This window comes from Phreatobacter sp., assembly GCF_027532945.1.
Classification (GTDB): Bacteria; Pseudomonadota; Alphaproteobacteria; order Rhizobiales; family Phreatobacteraceae; genus Phreatobacter.
The window spans coordinates 219,447-240,437 of sequence record NZ_JAPZTZ010000003.1; the positions used below are offsets into that span (position 1 = coordinate 219,447).

The 20,991-nt window shown below is 69.4% G+C and carries 21 protein-coding genes and 1 riboswitch; of the genes, 12 read left to right on the forward strand and 9 right to left on the reverse strand.

Annotation, left to right across the window (positions count from 1 at the left end):
- Nucleotides 1-8 precede the first annotated feature (8 nt).
- The 4 genes from gcvPA to O9344_RS02190 all read right to left on the reverse strand — a co-directional run bounded on the left by gcvPA (nt 9) and on the right by O9344_RS02190 (nt 4,009).
- Complete coding sequence (gcvPA, locus tag O9344_RS02175) at nt 9-1,364, reverse strand: aminomethyl-transferring glycine dehydrogenase subunit GcvPA (protein WP_298472217.1); 1,356 nt, start codon at nt 1,362-1,364, stop codon at nt 9-11.
- Between the two features lie 59 nt (nt 1,365-1,423).
- Nucleotides 1,424-1,798: a glycine cleavage system protein GcvH gene (gene gcvH, locus O9344_RS02180; protein WP_108174541.1), complete on the reverse strand. Its 375-nt coding sequence runs from the start codon at nt 1,796-1,798 to the stop codon at nt 1,424-1,426.
- A gap of 30 nt (nt 1,799-1,828) precedes the next feature.
- Complete coding sequence (gcvT, locus tag O9344_RS02185) at nt 1,829-2,974, reverse strand: glycine cleavage system aminomethyltransferase GcvT (protein ID WP_298472221.1); 1,146 nt, start codon at nt 2,972-2,974, stop codon at nt 1,829-1,831.
- A 197-nt stretch (nt 2,975-3,171) separates the two neighbouring features.
- A riboswitch (glycine riboswitch) is annotated at nt 3,172-3,278 on the reverse strand.
- 92 nt (nt 3,279-3,370) lie between these two features.
- Nucleotides 3,371-4,009 carry a hypothetical protein gene (locus tag O9344_RS02190; protein WP_298472223.1) on the reverse strand — a complete coding sequence of 213 codons (639 nt, stop codon included), beginning with the start codon at nt 4,007-4,009 and terminating at the stop codon, nt 3,371-3,373.
- Between the two features lie 203 nt (nt 4,010-4,212).
- On the opposite strand from O9344_RS02190, the gene O9344_RS02195 reads away from it, so the two are divergent.
- From O9344_RS02195 to O9344_RS02205, 3 genes are all read left to right on the forward strand, one after another.
- On the forward strand, nt 4,213-5,394 hold the full coding sequence (locus O9344_RS02195) for a pyridoxal phosphate-dependent aminotransferase (protein ID WP_298472224.1): 1,182 nt from the start codon (nt 4,213-4,215) through the stop codon (nt 5,392-5,394).
- 169 nt (nt 5,395-5,563) lie between these two features.
- A complete protein-coding gene (locus O9344_RS02200; RefSeq protein WP_298472225.1) occupies nt 5,564-6,637 on the forward strand; it encodes an ATP-binding protein in 1,074 nt (357 codons plus the stop codon).
- On the forward strand, nt 6,634-7,245 hold the full coding sequence (locus O9344_RS02205; protein ID WP_298472227.1) for a response regulator: 612 nt from the start codon (nt 6,634-6,636) through the stop codon (nt 7,243-7,245). The genes O9344_RS02200 and O9344_RS02205 overlap by 4 nt, the downstream gene beginning before the upstream one ends.
- Nucleotides 7,246-7,254: 9 nt before the next feature.
- On the opposite strand, the gene cobT is transcribed toward O9344_RS02205, so the two are convergent.
- Nucleotides 7,255-8,283, reverse strand: a complete 1,029-nt coding sequence (cobT, locus tag O9344_RS02210; protein ID WP_298472229.1) for a nicotinate-nucleotide--dimethylbenzimidazole phosphoribosyltransferase — start codon at nt 8,281-8,283, stop codon at nt 7,255-7,257.
- A 102-nt stretch (nt 8,284-8,385) separates the two neighbouring features.
- Here cobT and O9344_RS02215 point away from each other — a divergent pair, with 102 nt between their 5' ends.
- From O9344_RS02215 to O9344_RS02240, 6 genes are all read left to right on the forward strand, one after another.
- Nucleotides 8,386-9,186 carry an adenosylcobinamide-GDP ribazoletransferase gene (locus O9344_RS02215; RefSeq protein ID WP_298472232.1) on the forward strand — a complete coding sequence of 267 codons (801 nt, stop codon included), beginning with the start codon at nt 8,386-8,388 and terminating at the stop codon, nt 9,184-9,186.
- Nucleotides 9,186-9,377 carry a DUF1289 domain-containing protein gene (locus tag O9344_RS02220; RefSeq protein ID WP_298472234.1) on the forward strand — a complete coding sequence of 64 codons (192 nt, stop codon included), beginning with the start codon at nt 9,186-9,188 and terminating at the stop codon, nt 9,375-9,377. The genes O9344_RS02215 and O9344_RS02220 overlap by 1 nt, the downstream gene beginning before the upstream one ends.
- 3 nt (nt 9,378-9,380) lie before the next feature.
- Nucleotides 9,381-10,091 (forward strand): TIGR02281 family clan AA aspartic protease, encoded by a 711-nt coding sequence (locus O9344_RS02225; protein WP_298472236.1) that lies wholly within the window; start codon nt 9,381-9,383, stop codon nt 10,089-10,091.
- A gap of 57 nt (nt 10,092-10,148) precedes the next feature.
- Entirely contained in the window at nt 10,149-11,675 is a 1,527-nt protein-coding gene (locus O9344_RS02230) for a bifunctional UDP-sugar hydrolase/5'-nucleotidase (protein WP_298472237.1), read from the forward strand.
- Between the two features lie 64 nt (nt 11,676-11,739).
- Entirely contained in the window at nt 11,740-12,558 is an 819-nt protein-coding gene (locus O9344_RS02235) for a penicillin-binding transpeptidase domain-containing protein (RefSeq protein WP_298472238.1), read from the forward strand.
- A 156-nt stretch (nt 12,559-12,714) separates the two neighbouring features.
- The gene (locus O9344_RS02240; RefSeq protein WP_298472240.1) at nt 12,715-13,410 is read left to right on the forward strand and encodes an outer membrane beta-barrel protein; all 696 of its coding nucleotides are present in this window, start codon (nt 12,715-12,717) and stop codon (nt 13,408-13,410) included.
- Nucleotides 13,411-13,419: 9 nt separating this feature from the next.
- Here the strand turns inward: O9344_RS02240 and O9344_RS02245 are convergent, their stop codons facing one another.
- A complete protein-coding gene (locus O9344_RS02245) occupies nt 13,420-14,397 on the reverse strand; it encodes a tripartite tricarboxylate transporter substrate binding protein (RefSeq protein WP_298472241.1) in 978 nt (325 codons plus the stop codon).
- Between the two features lie 112 nt (nt 14,398-14,509).
- Between O9344_RS02245 and O9344_RS02250 the strand changes: the two genes are divergently transcribed.
- Nucleotides 14,510-15,934, forward strand: coding sequence for a class I adenylate-forming enzyme family protein (locus tag O9344_RS02250; RefSeq protein ID WP_298472243.1), 1,425 nt, complete (start codon nt 14,510-14,512; stop codon nt 15,932-15,934).
- Between the two features lie 2 nt (nt 15,935-15,936).
- On the opposite strand, the gene O9344_RS02255 is transcribed toward O9344_RS02250, so the two are convergent.
- Nucleotides 15,937-16,800, reverse strand: a complete 864-nt coding sequence (locus O9344_RS02255; RefSeq protein WP_298472245.1) for a sulfite exporter TauE/SafE family protein — start codon at nt 16,798-16,800, stop codon at nt 15,937-15,939.
- Nucleotides 16,801-17,076: 276 nt separating this feature from the next.
- On the opposite strand from O9344_RS02255, the gene O9344_RS02260 reads away from it, so the two are divergent.
- A complete protein-coding gene (locus tag O9344_RS02260) occupies nt 17,077-17,331 on the forward strand; it encodes a hypothetical protein (RefSeq protein WP_298472246.1) in 255 nt (84 codons plus the stop codon).
- 74 nt (nt 17,332-17,405) lie between these two features.
- Here the strand turns inward: O9344_RS02260 and dusA are convergent, their stop codons facing one another.
- Both dusA and O9344_RS02270 read right to left on the reverse strand, forming a co-directional pair.
- The gene (gene dusA, locus O9344_RS02265; protein WP_298472248.1) at nt 17,406-18,431 is read right to left on the reverse strand and encodes a tRNA dihydrouridine(20/20a) synthase DusA; all 1,026 of its coding nucleotides are present in this window, start codon (nt 18,429-18,431) and stop codon (nt 17,406-17,408) included.
- A 103-nt stretch (nt 18,432-18,534) separates the two neighbouring features.
- Nucleotides 18,535-19,938, reverse strand: a complete 1,404-nt coding sequence (locus O9344_RS02270) for a PLP-dependent aminotransferase family protein (protein WP_298472250.1) — start codon at nt 19,936-19,938, stop codon at nt 18,535-18,537.
- 104 nt (nt 19,939-20,042) lie between these two features.
- Between O9344_RS02270 and O9344_RS02275 the strand changes: the two genes are divergently transcribed.
- Nucleotides 20,043-20,906, forward strand: a complete 864-nt coding sequence (locus O9344_RS02275) for a DMT family transporter (RefSeq protein WP_298472252.1) — start codon at nt 20,043-20,045, stop codon at nt 20,904-20,906.
- The last annotated feature ends 85 nt before the right edge of the window (nt 20,907-20,991 follow it).

Genomic DNA, 20,991 nt, shown 5'->3' on the forward strand with positions numbered 1-20,991 from the left:
ACCGCTCCTCAGAGGCTGGCGCCGAGCGCGGCCACGAAGGCAGCGCGATCGTCGTCGGTGTTCACTTCGGTGTTGGCGACGAGGATGATGTCCTTCAGCGCCTTGTGCTTGGGCCAGAGCCGCGCGGCGGGAACACCCGCCAACACGCCCTTCTTCGCCATCTTCTCGACGACCTTCGCGGCATCGCCGGGCACGCGGATGGCGAACTCGTTGAAGAAGCTGCCGTTCAGCACCTCGACGCCATCGACATCAGCGAGACGGTCGGCGAGGTCGCAGGCATTGGCGTGATTGATGGCGGCGAGGCGGCGCAGGCCGGTCTCGCCAAGCAGCGTCATGTGGATGGTGAAGGCGAGGCACATCAGGCCGGAATTGGTGCAGATGTTGGAGGTCGCCTTCTCGCGGCGGATGTGCTGCTCGCGGGTGGAGAGCGTCAGCACAAAGCCGCGGCGGCCTTCCGCGTCGACCGTCTCGCCACAGAGGCGGCCCGGCATCTGCCGGACATATTTCTGCTTGGTGGCGAAGAGGCCGACATAAGGGCCACCGAAGTTCAGGCCGACGCCGATCGACTGGCCCTCGGCCACGACAATGTCCGCACCCATGGCGCCGGGCGGGGTCACCGCGCCGAGCGAGACCACCTCGGTGACGACGGCGATGAGCAGCGCGCCGGCATCCTGCGCCTTCTTGGCGATGGCGGTGAGGTCGTGGAGGTTGCCGAAGACATCCGGCGTCTGGATGACGATGCAGGAGGTCTCGGCATCGATGGCGGCGGCGACCGCCTTGAGGTCGGCGCTCGCATCGGCCGGGTTCGGCTCCAGCGAGACGAGCTCGTCGCCAGCCATCCGGGACAGCGTCTCGATCGTGTCGCGGTAATGCGGGTGGAGGTTGCCGGCGAGGATCGCCTTGCGCCGCTTGGTGACGCGGTGGGCCATGAGCACGGCCTCGGCCGCGCCGGTGGAGCCGTCATACATCGAGGCGTTGGCCACCTCCATGCCGGTGAGCAGCGCCACCTGCGTCTGGAACTCGAACAGGTACTGCAGCGTGCCCTGGGCGATTTCCGGCTGGTAGGGCGTGTAGCTCGTGAGGAACTCAGAGCGCTGGATCAGATGGTCCACCGAGGCCGGGACGTGGTGCTTATAGGCGCCGGCGCCGACGAAGAAGGGCACCTCGGAGGCCGTAATGTTCTCCGCCGCCATGGCGCCCATGATGCGCTCGACATCGAGTTCGCCCTTGGCCTTCGGCAGGTCGACGAGGCCTTTCAGCAGCTTCGATTTCGGCACGTTGGCGAAGAGGTCGTCAACGGCGGCGACGCCGATCTTGGCCAGCATGTCGGTGCGGTCTTGGGGCGTCAGCGGCAGGTAGCGCATTGCGGTCTCCGGGCGGTCGGATGGGGAGGCGCGGGCCGCGGCAAGCGGCCCGCCGGCACTCACAGTGTGTCGAGGAAGGCCTTGTAGGCGGCCTCGTCCATGAGCTCGTCGAGCTCGGCGGGATTGGCGATCTTGACCTTGAAGAACCAGCCCTTGCCGGCCGGGTCGTCGTTGACGGTGGCGGGGGCGCCCTCAAGGTCGGGATTGGCCTCGACCACCTGGCCGGAAACCGGCGAATAGATGTCGGAGGCGGCCTTGACGCTCTCGACCACGGCGGCGCTGTCGCCCTTCTTCACGGCCTTGCCGCTGGAGGGCAGCTCCACGAAGACCACGTCGCCGAGCTGCTCCTGGGCGTAGTGGGAGATGCCCACCGTGCCGACATCGCCGTCGATGCGGATATATTCGTGGTCCTTGGTGTATTTGGTCGTGGCCATGGTCATCCCCTGGGTGGTTGGTTCGGCGGCTCAGCCGCGGACATAGCGATGCGGTGCGAAGGGCATGGTGACGACCTTGGCGGCCAAGTCCTTGCCGCGGACCTCGAGCAGCACGGGCGTGCCCGGCTCGGCGAAGCGGCGGTTGACGTAGCCCATGGCGAGCGGGCCGTTGATGGTCGGACCAAATCCGCCGGAGGTGACCGTGCCGATGGGCTGACCATCGGCGGACTTCACCACCGTCCCCTCGCGCGCCGGAGCGCGGCCGTCGGGCAGGATGCCGACGCGCAGGCGCGGCGCGCCCTCGGCCAGTTCCTTCTGGATGCGGGCAGCACCGAGGAAGCCGCCCTCGGCGCGGCGGCGCTTCTGGATCGACCAGGTGAGGCCGGCCTCGATCGGCGAGGTCGTGGTGTCGATATCGTGGCCGTAGAGGCAGAGCCCGGCCTCGAGGCGCAGCGAGTCGCGGGCGCCGAGGCCGATCGGCTTGACGCGCGGATCGGCGAGGAGCTTGCGGGTCAGCGCCACGGCATCAGCGCTCTTCAACGAGATCTCGACGCCGTCCTCGCCGGTATAGCCCGTGCGCGAGACATGGGCCCAGATGCCATCAAGCGGCAGGTCCACCGAGGTCATGAACTTCAGGCCGGCGAGGCCGGGGGCGAGCGTCGCCACCGCGGCGACGGCCTCAGGGCCCTGGACTGCGATCAGTGCGAGGTCGTCGGCGACCTTCAGGGCCACGCCGGCCGGCAGGTGGGCGCGCATATGGGCGTAGTCGGCGTCCTTGCAGGCGGCGTTGACCACCAGATAGAGCCAGTGCTCATGCCCGGGATGGCCGAGCCGGGTGATCATCAGGTCGTCGAGAATGCCACCCTCGGCATTGGTGAACTGGGAATAGCGCTGCTGGCCGGGCTTCAGGGCCATAACGTCGGCCGGCACCAGCGCCTCGAGCGCAGCGGCGGCGGTCTCAAAGCGGCCGTCGGCCGGAATGAGGAAGCACTGGCCCATATGGCTGACATCGAAGAGGCCGGCGCTGGCGCGGGTCCAGTTGTGCTCGGCGAGGACGCCGGTCGGATACTGGACCGGCATGTCGTAGCCGGCGAAGGGGACCATCTTTGCCCCGAGCTCACCATGCAGGGCATGGAGAGGGGTCGTCAGCAAGGGTCCGGCCTGGGTCTCGCCCATGGGTCCTGCACTCCGGCGCGCGGACGCGTCCGGTCCAGCCGAACACGTTCCGATTACGGGCTTGTCGCCCGCTCGCGCCCCTCTGTCGCAGGACCTGAGAGATTCACCGCGGCCCGCGAGGGCCAGCGCCCAAGGGCGCCATCGGTTTACTCCGTCGGTGGGCCGGGATTGGACCTCCGGCCACTTTCCAGAATGCCATTCCCCCAGCGGTCCTTTTGCCTGAGAGGTTCCGGGGCCGTTGCTCCTTCGGCGCCGGGGGATCCTGTCACTTCAAAGACCACCCGGACTCTCCCGCCGGGTTCATATGGCACGGCATCGCAATGGCCGGATCATACGGCGAAGTCAAGGCGAGCCTGTGGGCACGCCTGCCGCAAAGGGAGGCAGGCGCGGAGGACGTCAGCGCTGGGCGGCGCGGCCGCGGCGCTGGCGCTCGGGCTGCTGGGCCTGGTTGTCGAAGCCAACGAAGACGATGTAGGTGGCCAGTTCCGCCGCCTCCGGCAGGGGGAAGCTGACCTGATCCTCCACCTGCGTGAAGGACACGCTCGGCGAACCCGAGGGGATCTCGATCGGCACCTGGTAGAGGCGGGTCCAGACCGGCGTCGAAAGGCCGCGCGTCACGGCCACGCGGATCGGCAGCGTGACACGGCCGGCATCGCCCTTGGGCCCGACGAGGACGCGCCCCTCGACGCCGACGCGGATCGTCATGGTCTGGCCGTCGATGCGGCACTCGCGGGCGAGATCGGTGATCGTGCCCTGGTAGCGCAGTTCGGTGGGACCCTCGCCACCCTGGCGCCAGACGGCCGAGCCGTCACGCACCTCGATGCGGGGGCAGGCGTCGGCGGTCAGGGTCTGGGGGCCGGCCGGAACGGGCTGGCCGAACAGGGCGGTGTGGACGGGTGAGCCGACGCCGGGCGGCGTCTGCGGCGCAGGCTGCGCCGCCTGCTGCGGCTGGCCGAAGAGATTGCCGCCGGTCGAGCCGCAGGCGCCCAGCGCCAGGGCCGTCATCAGCACGGCCGTTGCCTTCCAGATACGCACGCCCAAACCCTCGCATTGCCGTCGGGATCGGAGCTTATAGCAAGAGCCGTCGGGCGGAACAAAGGCGATCATGCTGCCATCCACCGGCCGTCGATACGGCCGTCCATCGGCTTCGCTGATGGACAAATCGCGCGTTTTTCATGAGAAGGGCCGAACGCCGCCGCTAAACTGGCGCGATCGCCCCGCCCCACAGGACACCCCGCATGACCGCCGATCTCCTCGCCTCACTGCGCCCGGAAGCCTCGGGCGCCCCCGCCAGCGGCATTGTCGAGCTGTCGAAATATGCGCGGGCCGCCGGCGACGTGATCCAGCTGTGGGTCGGCGAGGGCGACACGCCCACCCCCTCGTTCATCTACGAGGCCGCGACCCGCTCGCTCGCGGCGGGCGAGACCACCTACACCTGGCAGCGCGGCATCCCCGAGCTGCGGCAGGCCATCGCCACCTACGCCTCCGACCTCTATGGCCGGCCGCTGTCGCCCGAGCGCTTCTTCGTCTGCGGCTCAGGAATGCAGGCGATCCAGATCGCCATGACCATGGTGGCCGGTGCCGGCGACGAGATCCTCATTCCCTCCCCCACCTGGCCGAACGCCCCGGCGGCTGCGGGCCTGCGTGGCGCGACGCCGGTCTTCGTCGCGCTCGACCATGGCAATCGCGGCTGGCAGATCGACCTCGACAAGCTCGAGGCGGCGATCACGCCCAAGACCAAGGCGATGTTCATCAACACGCCCTCCAACCCGACCGGCTGGACCGCGACCCGCGAGGAACTCGCCGCGATCCTGGCACTCGCCCGCCGCCACGGCCTTTGGATCGTCGCCGACGAGATCTACACCCGCTTCGTCTGGACCGAGGGGTCGCCGCGCCGCGCGCCCTCCTTCCATGACGTGCGCGAGGACGGCGACCGCATCATCTGGGTCAACACCTTCTCGAAGAACTGGGCGATGACCGGCTGGCGCACCGGCTGGGTGGAGGCAGACCCGTCCCTCGGCGACGTCGTCGAAAACCTCATCCAGTATTCGACCTCGGGCTCGCCGGTCTTCGTGCAGCGCGCCTGCGCCGTGGCGCTCGAACGCGGCGAGAGCTTTCTCGCCCACCAGATCGCCAAGGCCCGCAAGGCCCGCGACATCGTCTCGGAGGCGATCGAGGCGACGGGCCGCTGCCGCTTCTCCCGCCCCGATGGCGCATTCTACCTGTTCTTCGGCATCGACGGCGTCACCGATTCGAATGCCGCGGCGATGAAACTGGTCGATATCGCCAAGGTCGGGCTCGCCCCCGGCAGCGCCTTTGGGCCGGGCGGCGAGGGCCACTTGAGGCTCTGCTACCTGCGCTCTCAGGAGCAGATCGAGATCGCGGCGGAGCGTTTGCGCAAAGCCATCCCCCTTTTGTGATGCATTTTGGGGAAGGAAACCGCCCTTACCCGTTGCAATGCGCAAAACTCCGTAGCATGGTCCGGGGGGTGAGGCGAGTTGACGCAGGGGGCCATCCTGCGCAGCGCCAAGCGGAGGATCCCCCATTCAGCAGGTCGTCCCCCCACCGGCGAGTGTCTCGGAGGCACGGTTGTCGAGCGTTCTCGACATGGCCGGCGAAGGCATCGTCGTGCTGGATGCCGGCGGTACGATCCTCGTTTTCAACAAGGCCTGCGAGGCCATGTTCGGCCGCACCACGGCCGATGTTGCCGGACGCAAGTTCGGCATCCTGCTGGCCGACCCGCATCAGCCGGAGGGCACGTTGCTCGCCACATGGGTCGGCGCGCCGCGCGAGATCGCCGGCCGCCACCGGGATGGCACGGCGCTGCCGCTGGAACTGTCGCTGGCCCGTGCCGATACGGCGGAGGGCGCGCAGTTTATCGCCATCCTCAGGGACCTTCGCCCCCGCCGCGCCACGCAGGAGCGGCTCGCTCGCCGCGAGTCCGAGCTGTCGCATCTCGCGCGCGTCGCGGCGCTCGATCAGATGGGCGCGGCGCTCGCCCATGAACTCAACCAGCCGCTGACCGCAGCAACCCTCTATCTCCAGGCCGCCGACAGGCTGCTCGACCCCCACGGGGCGGCGACCGAGGTCGTCGCCAAGGCGCGCCGCGAGGCGGAACGGGCCGGCCGCATCGTCCGCGCCATGCGCCAGTTCATCGCCAACCGCCCGCCGGAGCAGGTGCCCGTGACCTTGGCGCCGCTGGTCGAGGAGGCGGTGGAGCTGACGCTGATGGGCCGTCGCGCCTGCGGCGGTGTCAGCATCGAGGAGGCGGTGCGCGGCGTCTCGGTCGTCGGCGACGCGATCCAGATCCAGCAGATCGTCGTCAATCTCGTGCGCAACGCCCTGGACGCGGTTGGCGACCGGGAGGACGCGCGCATCACCGTCACCATCGGCATTGCCGCCGACAAGGCGACCATCGCGGTCAATGACAATGGCACCGGCGTGCCGCCGGAGGCCGTCGCCGACCTTTTCACGCCCTTCGCCACCTCCAAGCGGTCCGGCCTCGGCCTCGGCCTCGCCATTTCCCGCACCATCGCCGAGGCCCATGGCGGCGACATCCATGTCGAGCCAGGCGGTGACGGCCGCGGCGCAACCTTCACGCTGATCCTGCCGCTAGAGACGGGACCGGCCCCTTCCCCCGATGAGCGGAGGTCCCTCCCGTGAGCACCCTTCACCGCAATGACGTTTATGTGGTCGACGACGATCCGGCCGTGCGCGACGCGCTGAGCACCATCCTGTCGATGGAGGGTTTCGGCGTCACCGGCTTTGCGGACGGTCCGTCCTTCGTCACGGCGGCGCGGCATCGCCGACCGGCCTGCGTCATCCTCGACGTCAACATGCCGGGTACCTCCGGCCTCGACGTGTTGCGCCAGTTGAAGGCTTCCGCCTCCACGGCGCCGGTCTTCGCCATTTCCGGCCAGGCCGACATCCCCATGGCCGTCGACGCGATCCGCAACGGAGCGCTCGACTTCTTCGAGAAGCCCTTCGACGCCGGGCGCCTCGTTAGCCGCGTGCGTGAGGCCATTGCGCAGACCGAGCAGCCCGCGACGCAGCCCTCGCGCCTTGCCTCCCACTTCCCCGGCATGGAACTGCTGACACCGCGCGAGCGCGAGGTGCTCGAGCAGATCGCCGCCGGCTCCTCCAACAAGGAGGCGGGCCGCACGCTCGGCATCAGCCCGCGCACCGTCGAGGTGCATCGGGCCCGCATCATGGAGAAGCTCGGCGCCCGCAACGCTGCGGACCTCGTCCGCATCGTCCTCACTGAGCACTGAGCGGCGGCGTCAGCCGCGGCTGACGGCGGCCTGTTCGAAGGTCGCCATGCCCTGATGGACGGCGAGCGCATTGCGGACGATGCCGCAGGCGAGCGCCGCTCCCGATCCCTCGCCGAGCCTCATGCCGAGATCGAGCAGCGGACGCTTGCCGATCTTCTCGAGCACGCGGCCATGGGCGGCCTCCGCCGAGCGATGGGCGGCGATGCAATGGTCGAGGCTTGCCGGGTCAATCGCATGCAGGATGGCGGCGGCGGCGGTGACCACATAGCCGTCGAGCAGCACCGGGATGCGCTGCAGGCGCGCGGCGATGATGGCTCCGACGGCAGCGGCGATCTCGCGGCCACCGACACGGCGCAGCACTTCCAGCGGATCGAGGCCGGGGCCACCGGCGCGGGCGACGGCGCGGGCCACGACCTCGGCCTTGCGCGCAAGGCCCTCGTCATCGACGCCGGTTCCGCGGCCGACCCAGTCGGAGGCCTCGCCACCGTAGAGGGCGTGGTGGACGGCCGCAGCGATGGTGGTGTTGCCGATGCCCATTTCGCCGAGGCAGAGCAGGTCGGCCCCGACGATGGCCTCCATGCCGAAGGCGATGGTGGCGGCGCAGGCCGCCTCGTCGAAGGCATCATCCTCGGTGATGTCCGGGGTCGGCACGTCGATGGCGAGGTCAAAGACCTTGAGGCCGATGTCGTTGGCAACACAGAGCTGGTTCACCGCGGCCCCGCCGGCGGCGAAATTGTCGAGCATCTGGCGGTTCACGGCGTCCGGGAAGGCCGAGACACCCTGCTTCGTGACGCCGTGCGACGTGGCGAAGATGGCGACGAGCGGCCGATCGACCCGCGGCTTAGGATTGGCGCTCCAGGCCGCCACCCATTCGACGATGGTCTCCAGACGGCCGAGCGCCCCCGCCGGCTTGGTCAATTCGGCGTCCCGGGCCCTGACGGCGGCGATCGCCGCCTCGTCCGGGCCAGGCATACGCGTCAACAGGTCGCGGATGTCGTCGAAGGGGAGGCCCGTCGGGCTGTGGGACGGCGAAGGCATGGAGCGCTTTCGAAATCGGATGGGGGGCGAGCGGTACCAGCAGAGGGTATCGGCGCACAAGCCGGCTGGCGGCGGGGCGCGGCACTGGCTATGCCATTCGCCATGGACAATCCAGCCCTCTGGCGCGACACCGTCGTTGCGCTGCGCTTTTTCTCAAGGCTGCCACTGCCCGCCCTGCCCGGCGAGGCGGATCCCCATGGGCTGCCCGACTTCACCCGGCTCATTCGGGCGGTGCCGCTGGCGGGCTTCGTCCTCGGCGGCCTTGCCGGCGCCGTGGTGCTGGCCGCCTCGCTGGTCCTGCCGCCGGTGATCGCAGCACTGCTCGGTGTCGCGGCTGCGGTGGTGATGACCGGGGCCTTCCACGAGGACGGACTTGCCGATTCCGCCGACAGCTTCGGCGGCATGACGACGGAGAGGCGCCTCGACATCATGAAGGACAGCCGCATCGGCACATTCGGTGCAGCGGCGCTCATCCTCGGCCTCGGCCTGCGTGTCGCCGGCCTGACCGCTTTGGTGGCCGCGGTCGGTGGCGGGCGGACGGCGCTCGCCATGGCGGCGATCGGCGCTGCCTCGCGGACGGTGGCGCTCGGCCTGCAGGTCCATCTCGATCCCGCCCGCATCGAGGGCGCGGCCTATGCGACGGGACGCCCACAGGCAGCAGACTGGCATATCGCCCTCGCCATCGCGGCGGGGCTCGCGCTGCTGCTCATCCCGGCCGGCGGCATCGCCGGGGCCTTCCTCGCCTTCGGCGTCGCCGGCCTCATCCTGCCGCTTGCCATCCGCTTCGCCTCAGCCCATGTCGGCGGTCAGACCGGTGACCTCACCGGCGCCACCCAGCAGGTCATCGAGATCGCCATGCTCCTCGTTCTCGTGGCCATCGCCGTGCCTGTGGGAGCTGCCTGATGAACGCGCCGCTGCCGCCGGTCTCCAGCCCCTGCATCCGCATCTGCCGCATCGACCCGCAGGCGCGCATCTGCGAGGGCTGCGGCCGCAGCCTCGACGAGATCGCCAACTGGATGGCCATCGGCGAGGTTCGCCGCCGCGCCGTCATGGCGGAGCTGCCCGGCCGTCTCGCGCGACTGGCGGAGCGCTGAGCCATGCGGCTGGTGCTGTGGATCCTGCTGGTCAGTGTCGTCCTGCTGGTGATGGTAGCGGCGATCCGCTCGGGCGGCCTCGCCGAGGGCAATCTCGACTCCGGCGACTGGGCCTCGATCATCGGCCTCACCATCCTCGCCAGCCTCAGCGGCGCGACCGTGCTCGGCATGTTCCGCGGCCGGGCCGGCGACGCGGTCCAGGCGGCCCTCGCCTGGCTCGGCATCTTCGCCGTGCTGGGCGTCGTCTACACCTATCGCTACGAATTCGAATCGGTCGGCCGCCGCGTCCTCGGCAACGTCATTCCCGGCATGGGCCAGGAGGGCGTCACCGGCAGCCGCGAGGTCACCGTGCCGCGCAGCGGCGGCTCGACCTTCGTCGCCCGCGTCTCGCTCAACGGCTCCAGGGCCGTTCCCATGCTGGTGGATACCGGCGCATCGGCGCTCGTGCTGACCGACGCCGATGCCCGCCGCGCCGGAATCGACCCGGCGAGCCTGTCCTTTTCCATCCCGGTCCAGACCGCCAACGGCTCGGCCATGACCGCCGCGACAACCGTCGGCACCGTCACCCTCGGCCCGATCGTCGAGCGCAATGTCCGGGCCCTCGTGGCGCGGCCGGAGGCGCTGACGACCAGCCTTCTCGGCCACACCTTCCTCGACCGGCTGGAAAGCTACGAGGTGCGCGGCGGCCGCATGGTGCTGCGCGGACGCAACTGACGGCTTGCCAGCGTGGAGCCACCGGCGGCATGGTCCGCGCCGCAAAGAGGATGCCTGATGAGCCCGATCTCCCGTCGTGACACCCTGACCGCAAGCCTCGGTGCGGGCCTCGCCGCCGTTGCGGGAAGCCAGGCCGGTGCGCAGACCCCGTCCCAGCCCGGCGCCACGGTCACGCTGCTGCTGGTCAACGACATCTACAAGATGGGCGATGAGAACGGCCGCGGCGGCTTCGCGCGCCTCAACGCCATCGTGAAGGCCGAGCGCGCCCGCGGCGTGCCGATGCTCTATGTCCATGCCGGCGACATGTTCTCGCCCTCGCTGATGTCCGGCTTCGACCAGGGCGCCCATACGGTCGAGCTCACCAACATCGCCCCGCCCGACGTCTTCGTGCCGGGCAATCACGAGTTCGATTTCGGGCCCGAGGCCTACATGAAGCGCCGGCAGGAATCGCGCTTCCCCTGGTACGCGTCCAACATGCGCACCGCCGATGGCGGGCAATTGCCTGGCCATGAGGACGGGCGGATCATCGACCTCGGGGTGGTGAAGCTCGGCGTCTTTGGTGTCGTGCTGCCCAACTCGCCGGAGGTCTCCTCCACCGGCACGTTCCGCTTCCTGCCGACCATGGAGACGGTGCGCCGCGAGGCCGCGCGGCTGCGGCGCGAGGGCGCCGACCTCATCGTCTGCTGCGCCCATACCGACCGGAAGGACGACCTGGAGATCGTCCGGTCGCGTCTCGTGGACGTGCTGCTGACAGGCCACGACCACGACCTCGCCATCGCCTATGACGGTCGCACCGTCATGGTCGAGAGTTCGGAAGAGGGCTACTACGTCACCGCCGTCGACCTGACGCTCTCCCGCGTCACCGCAGACGGCGTGACGCGCATGGCGTTCACGCCCTCCTTCCGGGTCAATGACAGCCGGCAGGCCGTGCCCGATCCCGAGACGCAAGCACGGGTCGCGGATTACGAGAAGATCCTGTCGGAGGAACTCGACGTCGCCATCGCCACGCTCACCGGTGAGCTCGATACGCGCACCGCGTCGGTCCGCTCCGGCGAACAGCCCATCGGCAATCTCGTCGCCGACGCCATGCGCGCCGCCACCGGCGCCGATGTCGGGATCACCAATGCCGGGGCCATCCGCGGTAACCGCATCTATCCGGCGGGCCACAGGTTCACGCGGCGTGACGCGCTGAGCGAACTGCCCTTCGGCAACCGCACGGTCGTCGCCAAGGTCTCGGGCGCCGACCTGCGCCAGGCGCTGGAGAACGGCGTCAGCCAGGTCGAGCAGCGCGCCGGCCGCTTCCCGCACGTGTCGAACCTGACGGTGGAGGTCGATCCGCGCCGGCCGGCCGGCAGCCGGGTGGTCTCTGTGCAGGTTGGTGGCCAGCCGCTGGACGATGACCGGGTCTATACGGTAGCGACCAATGATTTCATGCTGCGTGGCGGCGACGGCTATACCAGCCTCGGCCTCAGAGCCCCGGACAAGGACGTGCAGGGCAAGCTGGTGGCATCCGATCTGATGACCCACATGCGCCGGCTCGGCACGGTCGCGGCGCAGCGCGAGGGCCGCATCATCCTGCGCTAAGCCATGCCGGCGCCATGGTGACGCCGCGAAGGCGAGGCACGCCGGGGCAGCCCCGGAGGTTTCCATGCCGCATGCCCCTGCCCTCACCCGCCGTGCCGTCGTCACCGCCGCCGCGGTGCTGCCCCTTGCGGGCGCGTCCCACGCCGCGGAGACGGTTGAACGGGATGACCTGCTCTCCGTCTTCCGCGAGAAGGGCCTCACCGGCTGCTTCGCGCTGGTCGATGCACAGACCGGCCGCAGGACGCTGGTGGGCGCGGCGCGCTCCCGCCAGCGCTTCGTGCCGGCCTCGACCTTCAAGATTCCCAACAGCCTCATCGCTTTCGAAACCGGCGTGGTGCGCGACGCCGACGAGGTGCTGCCCTATGGCGGCGGCCCTGTCGCGGTGCCGGCCTGGGGCCGCGACATGTCGCTGCGCGAGGCCATGCCGATCTCCAACGTGCCGATCTTCCAGGAGGTGGCGCGGCGTGTCGGCCTTGCCCGCTATCGCGACTGGCTCGCACGCCTCGACTACGGCAACCGCGATCCCGGCACGGTGGTCGACCGCTTCTGGCTTGACGGTCCCTTGCGGATCAGCGCGCTGGAGGAGGCGGCGTTCAACGCCCGCCTCGGCACCAGGGCACTGCCTGCCTCGCAGCGGGCGCAGACCCTTGTCCACGACATCATCCGCATCGAAAGCCGAGGCGGCGCGACGCTCCATGCCAAGACCGGCTGGTACGTTCAGCGCGGCCAGACCTCGATCGGGTGGTGGAGCGGCTGGGTGGAACGCAGTTCGCAGATTCGGGCGTTCACGCTGAACATGGACATGCCTCAGATGGCCATGGCGCCGCTGCGCCTCGAGATCGGACGTAACCTTTTGGCACGATTGGCCATTTTTTCCCTGTAGCTCCCCGCCGCGGGAGCTGTCGAAACGGTTTCCAGATACCAATCGCCGTGACTTTCATGCCGCACTGGCAGGCCGTCATGGGGGGCGGGCTGCAGCGCGCCTTGTAACTCCGCGTTGCATGGGTAACGTGCCACCAGCCTAATTCAGGACACGCTCATGACCTTTCGTACAAAACTCCTGTCCTCAGCCTGCCTGATCGCGCTGTCGACCGGCGCCGTCCAGGCGCAAGGGCTCTCCGCGCCGAACACCGGCTGGACGGGCGGCTATGTCGGCGGCCTCATCGGCGTTGGCTTCGGGTCGAACCGGATGCAGGAGGATATTTCCGGCGGTCTCGGTGCCTTCAGCCCGGCCGGCACCGTGTACCGGCTGTCCGGAACTGGCGCCGTCTTCGGTGCCTATCTCGGCTACAATTGGCAGGTCTCGCCCACCGGCCTCGTCGGCATCGAGGCGGATCTGACCTACAATACAGCGTCGGGTTCAGCGGGAACGTTTTCTTTTGGCGTTACTGCCAATGGCAAGTCGCAATTCGCGGGCAGTCTCCGGGCTCGGGCCGGGCTCGTTGTCGACCGCGCCCTCTTCTATGTGACGGGTGGACTTGCCCTCGGCAATCCGTCGATCACCATCGATCAAGCCGGCTTCCCATCCCCCGCCCGTCAGGACTCCCTGCGGGCTGGCTTCGTCGTCGGCCTCGGCACGGAGTACATGGTCAGCCAGGCCTGGACTGTTCGTTTCGAGGGCCTATACTACGATTTCGGCTCGTTCCGCGTGACCGACCTGACGAACACCGGCTACATCTTCCCGGGCCGGGCGTCGCAGTTCCAGGCCCGCGTCGGCGCAAGTTACCGGTTCTGATCGCTCCCGTTACGGAGCCGAAAGTCCCAGCCGATCCAGCAACGCCTTCATCTTCTGGCTTTCGCCAGCAAGGCGCTCCGCGAAGGCGGCCGCATCGCCATGGACCGCCTCGACGCCGGACAGCTGCACCGCGTTACGGAAAGCCGGCTCCGAAAAGGCGCGCCGGCAGGCCTGCTCCAGAGCGGCTTGCCTCCCGGGCCTCAAGCCCGCCCGCACGAACAGGCCTCCGAAAGCCTCCAGCGCGACCGGATAGCCGAGGGACGGGATCGTCGGCAGGCCCGGATAGGCCGCCGACGGGCGCTGGCTGAAGGTTGCCAGCGGGCGAACCAGAGTGGGATCGAACGATCCGGTCGCCAGCACCGCGCCGTCGAGCTGGCCATTGGCGAGATCCGCCAGCATCTGACCATGGGCGCGATAGGGAATGTCGTTGACGCTGATTCCGGCGCTGGTGGCGAACCCCATGAGCTGCAGATGGGTGGCGGCCGCACGTCCCTGGTGGCCCATGCGCAACGCGCCGGGGGCCGCCGCCGCCCTCCCCACCAGATCTGGCACGTCAGCGATGCCGGAGGCCTTCGAGGCGACCAGCACGAAGGACAGTTCATAGACCTGGCAGAGCGGCAGATAGGCCGCCGGATCGAGGTGCGGTTCGCGCTTCAGATGCGGATGCACGGTGAGCTGGGTCGGTCCGGAAAAGACCAGCGTCAGGCCGTCCGGTTCGGCCTGGGCGAGATCGACGAAAGCCAGCGTACCAGCGGCGCCGTCGCGGTTTGCGACGACAGGACGACGCCCCAGAGCCGGCTCCAGCGCCTCGGCAAGAGCGCGGGCGAGCGCGTCGATGGTGGTGCCGGCCGAGAACGGCACAATGATTCGCACCTGTCCCGCATCCTGAGCCCGCGCCGCGCGGCCGAGAAAGGCGAGCCCCAGCAGTCCTGCGCCGAGACCGAAAGCCCGCCGTCCGATCAACGCCTGGTTGTCTCGATCACGCATGTCTGCCTGCCCTGCCCGTGCGACCGATCGCGACCCGCCGAAACTCGACCGACTGCCATCGCCGATCTGCTGTAGCCTGCCACCGGCCACCATGCCTATCCCGGACTCCGAGATGATCTTCGTCGACACGATCCACCTGAACGCCCGGCTGTTCCCGAACCGGCCCGCCCTGATGATGGCGGACCGGCTCGTGACCTATCAGATGCTGTCGGATGCCATCCATTGGCTCTCGGCCCGACTGCACCAAGCAGGCCTGAGGTCCGGCGACATGGTGCTGGTCGACATCGAAAACCCGGTCCGTCACGTCACGCTGGTGTCGGCGTTGATGAACCTGGGCATCGTCTCCATGACCGGCAGCGGTCAGATCGCACAGGTGCCGAAAGTCGGCATCACGACGGTGCTGGCGAGCCGTGCCATGGACGTCCCGCGCGGCATGCGCATGGTGGTGGTGGACGATGGCTGGTTCCAGCCTCCGCAGGACGCGACTTATCCGAGCGACCCTGCATCGCGCGATCCGCGCCGCCTGATCCTGTTCGGCCTGACCTCGGGCACGACTGGCGAGCCGAAGGCCATCCCCTTCACGATTGGCGAGTTCGACCTGCGACTGCGCAACCTCATGCTCTATCACGGCGCGCCCGGCACCGAGCGCGACCTCGTGCTTATCGGCTTCGCCTCACAATGGGCCCTGTCGGAAACGGCGCGGGCGCTCGCCTCGGCGCGCACGGTGTGCCTTGCGCGCACCGCGGAAGAGGCCGTGCGGCTGGTCGACCAGTACCAGGTCGGCGTCATCCTTGGCTCGCCGCAGCAGTTTGCGGGGCTGCTGGCGGCGCTCCGCGACACTCCGGTCTCCTGTGCCTCGGTGCGACTGGCGTCGGTGGCGGGTGCGATGTTGGGGGCGGAACTCGGTGCCGCCATCCGCCGGCGGATCGCACCTCAGGTGCTCGTGGGTTATGGGTCCACCGAAGCCGGCAAGACCGCCATGGCCCATCTGGACAGCGTGGAGACGATCCCCGGCGCCGTCGGCCACGTGGTGCCATCGGCGCGCCTTGAGATCGTCGATGGCGACGACCGTCCGGTTCCCGCCGGCACGGTCGGCCGCATCCGCATCATGGCGGCCGGCGGCGGGCGGCCCTATGAGCCCGGCACGCTCTTTCCCGACCGTACGCCGGACTGGTTCTACCCTGGCGACCTCGGACACCTGACGGCGGACGGAATGCTGGTGGTCGTCGGACGGTCTGACGACCTGATCAATGCCGGCGGCCTGAAGATCGCCCCGGAGCGCGTCGAGGAACTGGTCGCCGGCCATCCCGCCATTGCCGAGGCGGTGGCTTTCGCACTGCCAGGTGCGACGGGCATCGACGAGATCTGGCTGGCCGTGGTCGCCCGACAGCCGGTGAGCGCCGAGACGATCATCGCCCATTGCCGCAGCCGCAGCGAGACGCTGGCCCCGCGGCGCATCCTCTTCCTGGAGGCCATGCCGCGGGCGGCGCTCGGCAAGCCCGATCGCATCCGCTTGCGGGCGCTGGCCAGCCGCTGAGATCAGGCAGCGCCGCGGGTGGCGAGGTCCCAGACGAAGCGCAGGCAGACGATCAGCAGGAAGATGCCGAAGGAGAGCTCTAGCTTGCGCTTCGGCAGCGAATGGGCGAGCCGCGCGCCCAGCGGGGCCGTCCACATCGAGGTCGGGATGAAGAGGAGGAAGCCGATCAGCGAGACATAGCCGAGGGCGAAGGGGAACTGGACCGCCGCGACGTTCGGAAACTCCGCCGCCTTGGGCCAGCCGGCATAGATGAAGCCGAGGGCGCCGGGGATGGAGATGAGCACGCCGAGGCCCGAGGAGGTCGCCACCGCATTATGGATGGTGCGGCCATAGGCCATCATCACGAGATTGCCGAGCTGGCCGCCGCCGATGCCCATGAGGCTCGACAGGACGCCGATGATGCCGCCGGACACCACCATGCCGGTCGGGCCGGGCATGCCGGTGCCGAAGTTCAGCTCCTTGCCCGTGAGCAGCCGCCAGGCCGAGAGGCCGGCGACGACGACGAAGACCGCCTTGAACACGCCGGGCGGGGCATAGCGGGCGATGAGCGAGCCGACGATGACCCCGACAATGACGGGAACGGCCCAGGCCTTCAGGATCTCCATGTCGACGGCGCCCTTGGCCCGGTGCGCCTGGAACGAGCGGATCGAGGTCGGGATGATGATGGCAAGCGAGGTGCCGACGCAGAGCGGCATGCGCAGCTCGACCGGCACACCGACCACGCCGAAGAGCTCGTAGAGCACCGGCACGATGACGGCGCCGCCACCGACCCCGAAGACGCCGGCGAGGATGCCCGTCACGGCGCCGGCGGCGAGCAGGCCGACGGCGAGAATGGCAAGTTGGTCGTAGGGAACGCCGAAGAGCATGGGGACATCCGCGCGCGGGGATCACAGCGGGCGGCTTAAACCCGCATCTGCGTGCGAACAAGGCCCGGCGCCGCGTGTCCGGCCTGCACGGGTCCTCATTCGATCCGACAGGAGATCGGACAAGGCCGGCAACATGACGGTTACGGGGGAAATGCAGCGAGCCTCCCGCGGCGTCAGGCGGCAAAGGACGCCTGCGACAAGGGCGTCATCGGCGAACGGATCCGCAGGCCAGCAAGGCCACGGGACGCACCGCCCCAGTCAACAGGAGACAGGACCATGACCTCGTTCAAGACCCTTGCCGTCGCCGCCCTCTTCGCGCTCAGCGCCGGTTCCGCCATGGCGCAGACCGCTGGCGGTGGCGCAGGCGGATCGGATGGCGGGGCCGGCGCCACCAGCTATGACCCTCCGGCGGCGATCCTTGTCGTGCCGGGCGTGCCCCAGCAGCCGCTTCGTACGGACAGCGACTCGATCCTCACCTGCCGCTACGAGTTGCTGCGCGGCCGGTTCTGCGAAACTTACCACCTGCGCTGATCGCGACCTGCGGCAAGATCGGGGGGCGGCCGCAAGGCCGTCCTTCATCGTTCCGGCCCTGAACCGACCTGGCCTCAGGCCGCGATCTCGCCAGGGCTGGGCCGTCCGGCGACGAGCGCCATGGCCTCGCGCAGCACCTCGACGCCCGCACCCGGTTTCACCGCCTCAACCGAGAGGTGGCGGCGGAACTGGCGGGCACCGGGGACGGCCTGGAACAGGCCGAGGATATGCCGGGTGATCGACGACAAGCGCACACCAGCGGCAAGCTGCCGCTCGACATAGGTCAGATAGGCCTCGAGCGCGGCAAGTCCGTCAGCGACGGGTGCGTCTGCGCCGAACAGCACCGGATCGACCTCACGCAGCAGGGCCGGCGACTGGTAGGCGGCGCGGCCGAGCATGACGCCGTCGAGCCGGACGCCGTCGCGAGGCGCCAGCAGCGCCTCCGCCTCGGCGATGCTGGCAATGCCGCCGTTGATGGCGACGGGAAGCGACGGGAACCTCGCCTTCAGACGGAAGACACGGTCATAGTCGAGCGGCGGGATCTCGCGGTTCTCGCGCGGTGACAGGCCCTGCAGCCAGGCCTTGCGGGCGTGGATGATCAGCGCGTCGGTGCCCGCCGCCACCACCGCGTCGGCGAAGCGGTCGAGGGCGGGTTCGGGGTCCTGGTCGTCGATGCCGATGCGGCACTTGACGGTGACCGGCAGGCGCACCGCCGCCTTCATCGCCGCCACGCAGTCCGCCACGCGCTCCGGCTCCGCCATCAGGCAGGCGCCGAAATGGCCGCCCTGGACCCGGTCCGACGGGCAGCCGCAATTGAGATTGATCTCGTCATAGCCATAGTCAGCGCCGATCCGCGCCGCCTCGGCCAGGGCCGTCGGGTCCGAGCCCCCGAGCTGCAGCGCCACGGGATGCTCGACTGCGTCGAAGCCGAGCAGGCGATCACTGTCGCCGTGAATGATGGCGTTGGCCGTGACCATCTCCGTGTAGAGCCTCGCCCGGCGCGACAGCACGCGATGGAAGACGCGGCAGTGCCGGTCCGTCCAGTCCATCATGGGGGCGACCGTGAAGCGCCAGGGGCTCATGTCAGCGTTGGGTGTCATGCCGTCGTTCGTCGTCGCAGCGGGATGGCGGGGCTGACCGCCCACACCGGTTCTCCGGCCTGTCTAGCCTCTCCTGGAGGGGTGCATAGCACATCTGGAACGCTCATGCGGCGGCGCGGATCGCCTTGCGAAGCACGGCGAAGACGCGCGGGTCGGAGCATTGCGCGACGTTGAAGCGCAGGTGGCTGCGGGCCGTCTGCGACAGGCTGAAGGCGTTGCCGGGGGCGAGCACGACATTGTCGGCCAGCGCCCGGCGTGCGACCGCGGCGGCATCGATGTCGCCGGGCAGCCGGCACCACAGGAACATGCCGGCCTGCGGCTCGAGCCACGGAACGAGGCCGAGATCGCGGAGCTTGTCGGCGGTCTCGGCGCGGGCCGTGGCGAGGCGGGTGCGCAGTGCCGCCACATGGCGGCGGTATCCACCATCGGTGAGGACGGCATGAACCAGTTCGGCCGCCAACCCGGCGCCGCCGAAACTGGTGGCGACCTTCAGGTCGGTGAGACCCTGGATCCAGGATGGCCGGGCGACGAGGTAGCCGCAGCGCAGCCCGGCGGACAGGGTCTTCGAGAAACTGCCGCAGGAGATCACCCGCTCGAGCCCGTCGAAGGCGGCGAGCCGCGGCGAAACTTCGACCTCGAAATCAGCGAAGATGTCGTCCTCGACGATGGTGAGATCCGCCCGCCCGGCGAGCGTCAGAAGCCGGTGGGCGACAATCGGCGACAGGGTCGCTCCGGTCGGATTGTGGACGCCGGCATTGGTCACGTAGAGCCGCGGACGGTGCTCGGCGAGCGCCCGCTCGAACAGCGCGAGGTCGGGGCCCTGCGCAGTGTAGGGGACCGGCACGACCTTGGCGCGGTGGGCGCGCAGCAGGGCGTGGAAATTGAAATAGCAGGGATCGTCGACCAGCACGGTGTCGCCGGGTTCGACGAGGAAGCGGCAGGCGAGATCGAGCGCCTGCGTGCCCGACTCGGTGATGATCACCTGGTCGGCGGCGGCCTCGATCCCCTGCCCCGTCACGCGGCGGGCGAGGAGGTGCCGCAGCGCCGGCAGACCCTGCGGCGTGCCGTAATCGGTGAGAGCGAGCGCATCGCCACGGGCGAGGCCGCGCAGAGCCCGCCGCAGGCTCTCTTGCGGCATCCAGGACGCCGGCAGCCAGCCGCAACCGGGCATCAGCAGGTCCGGATTGCGGCCAAGAGCCTGCCGCGTGATCCACAGCGGATCGACTTCCTGGTCGAGCTTCGGCCCGAGATCGGCGAGGGAGAGCGGGGCGAGCGGCGCATCGACATAGAAGCCCGAACCCGGGCGCGAGGTAATGATCCCTTCCGCCGAGAGCCGGTCATAGGCCTCGACAACCGTGGATTTGGAGACCTTCATCGCCGCCGCAAAGGCGCGGATGGACGGCAGCCGCGCGCCGGGCGTCAGTGCCCGCTGCGCCACCCGCTGCTTCACCTCACGGACGACGCGGTCCGTCAGGGTCTCTGTCGCCGTCTCACCCTTCTCCAGCATCCGTACTGCTCATCGCCACCGGACAGTTCGCCTGGATTGTACTGAAGTGTCCCTTGAGGCGCCAGCGCCCGGCTGCCACTGCTGCGGCACGCGCGGAGGAGCGGATGGACAGGACGACAGACGGCTGGATCAGCGGCTTCACCGGCATGGTGATCTTCAGCGGCTCGCTGCCGGCGACGCGGGTCGCCGTGGCGGATTTCGACCCGGTCTTCCTCACGGGGATGCGGGCGACCATCGCCGGCCTCCTCGCCCTGGCGCTGATCGGCCTGTTGCGGGTCGACCGCCCCCGGGCCAGTGACCTTGTGCCCCTCGCCATCGTCTCGATCGGCGTCGTGGTCGGCTTTCCGCTGCTGACGGCGCTCGCCCTCCAGCATGTCGGCGCCGCCCATTCCGTCGTCTTCATCGGATTGCTGCCGCTGGCCACGGCCGCCTTCGGCGTGATGCGGGCGGGCGAACGGCCGCGGCCAATCTTCTGGCTGTTCTCGGGCCTCGGCAGCGCGCTGGTCGCGGGCTTCGCCCTGAGCCAGGGCGGGCGAGCCTCCCTCGTCGGCGACGGGTTGATGATCGCCGCCGTGCTGGTCTGCGGCCTCGGCTATGCGGAGGGCGCGAAACTGGCGCGCCGGCTCGGCGGCTGGCAGGTGATCTGCTGGGCGCTGGCGCTGTCGCTGCCGGTCATGGCGGTGCTGGCGGCGCTCACCTGGCCGCCCTCCTTCGCAGCGGTCTCGGGGGCGGCCTGGATCGGCCTCGGCTATGTGTCGCTGTTCAGCATGCTCATCGGCTTCGTGTTCTGGTATCGCGGGCTCGCCCTCGGCGGCATCGGGGCTGTCGGTCAGCTCCAGCTGCTCCAACCCTTCTTCGGCCTGGCGCTTGCGGCAACGCTGCTCGGCGAACCGGTCAGCCTCGCCATGGTTGCGGTCACCGTGGCGATCGTCGCCTGCGTCGCGGGAGCCAAGCGATCGGCAGGGTGACCCTCGCGCTCCAGGCCGCGATCATCGCCCAAAACCCTCCGCCGCACGCCAAAAAGCGCGACATGGCGGCCAGATCGGTGAGGTC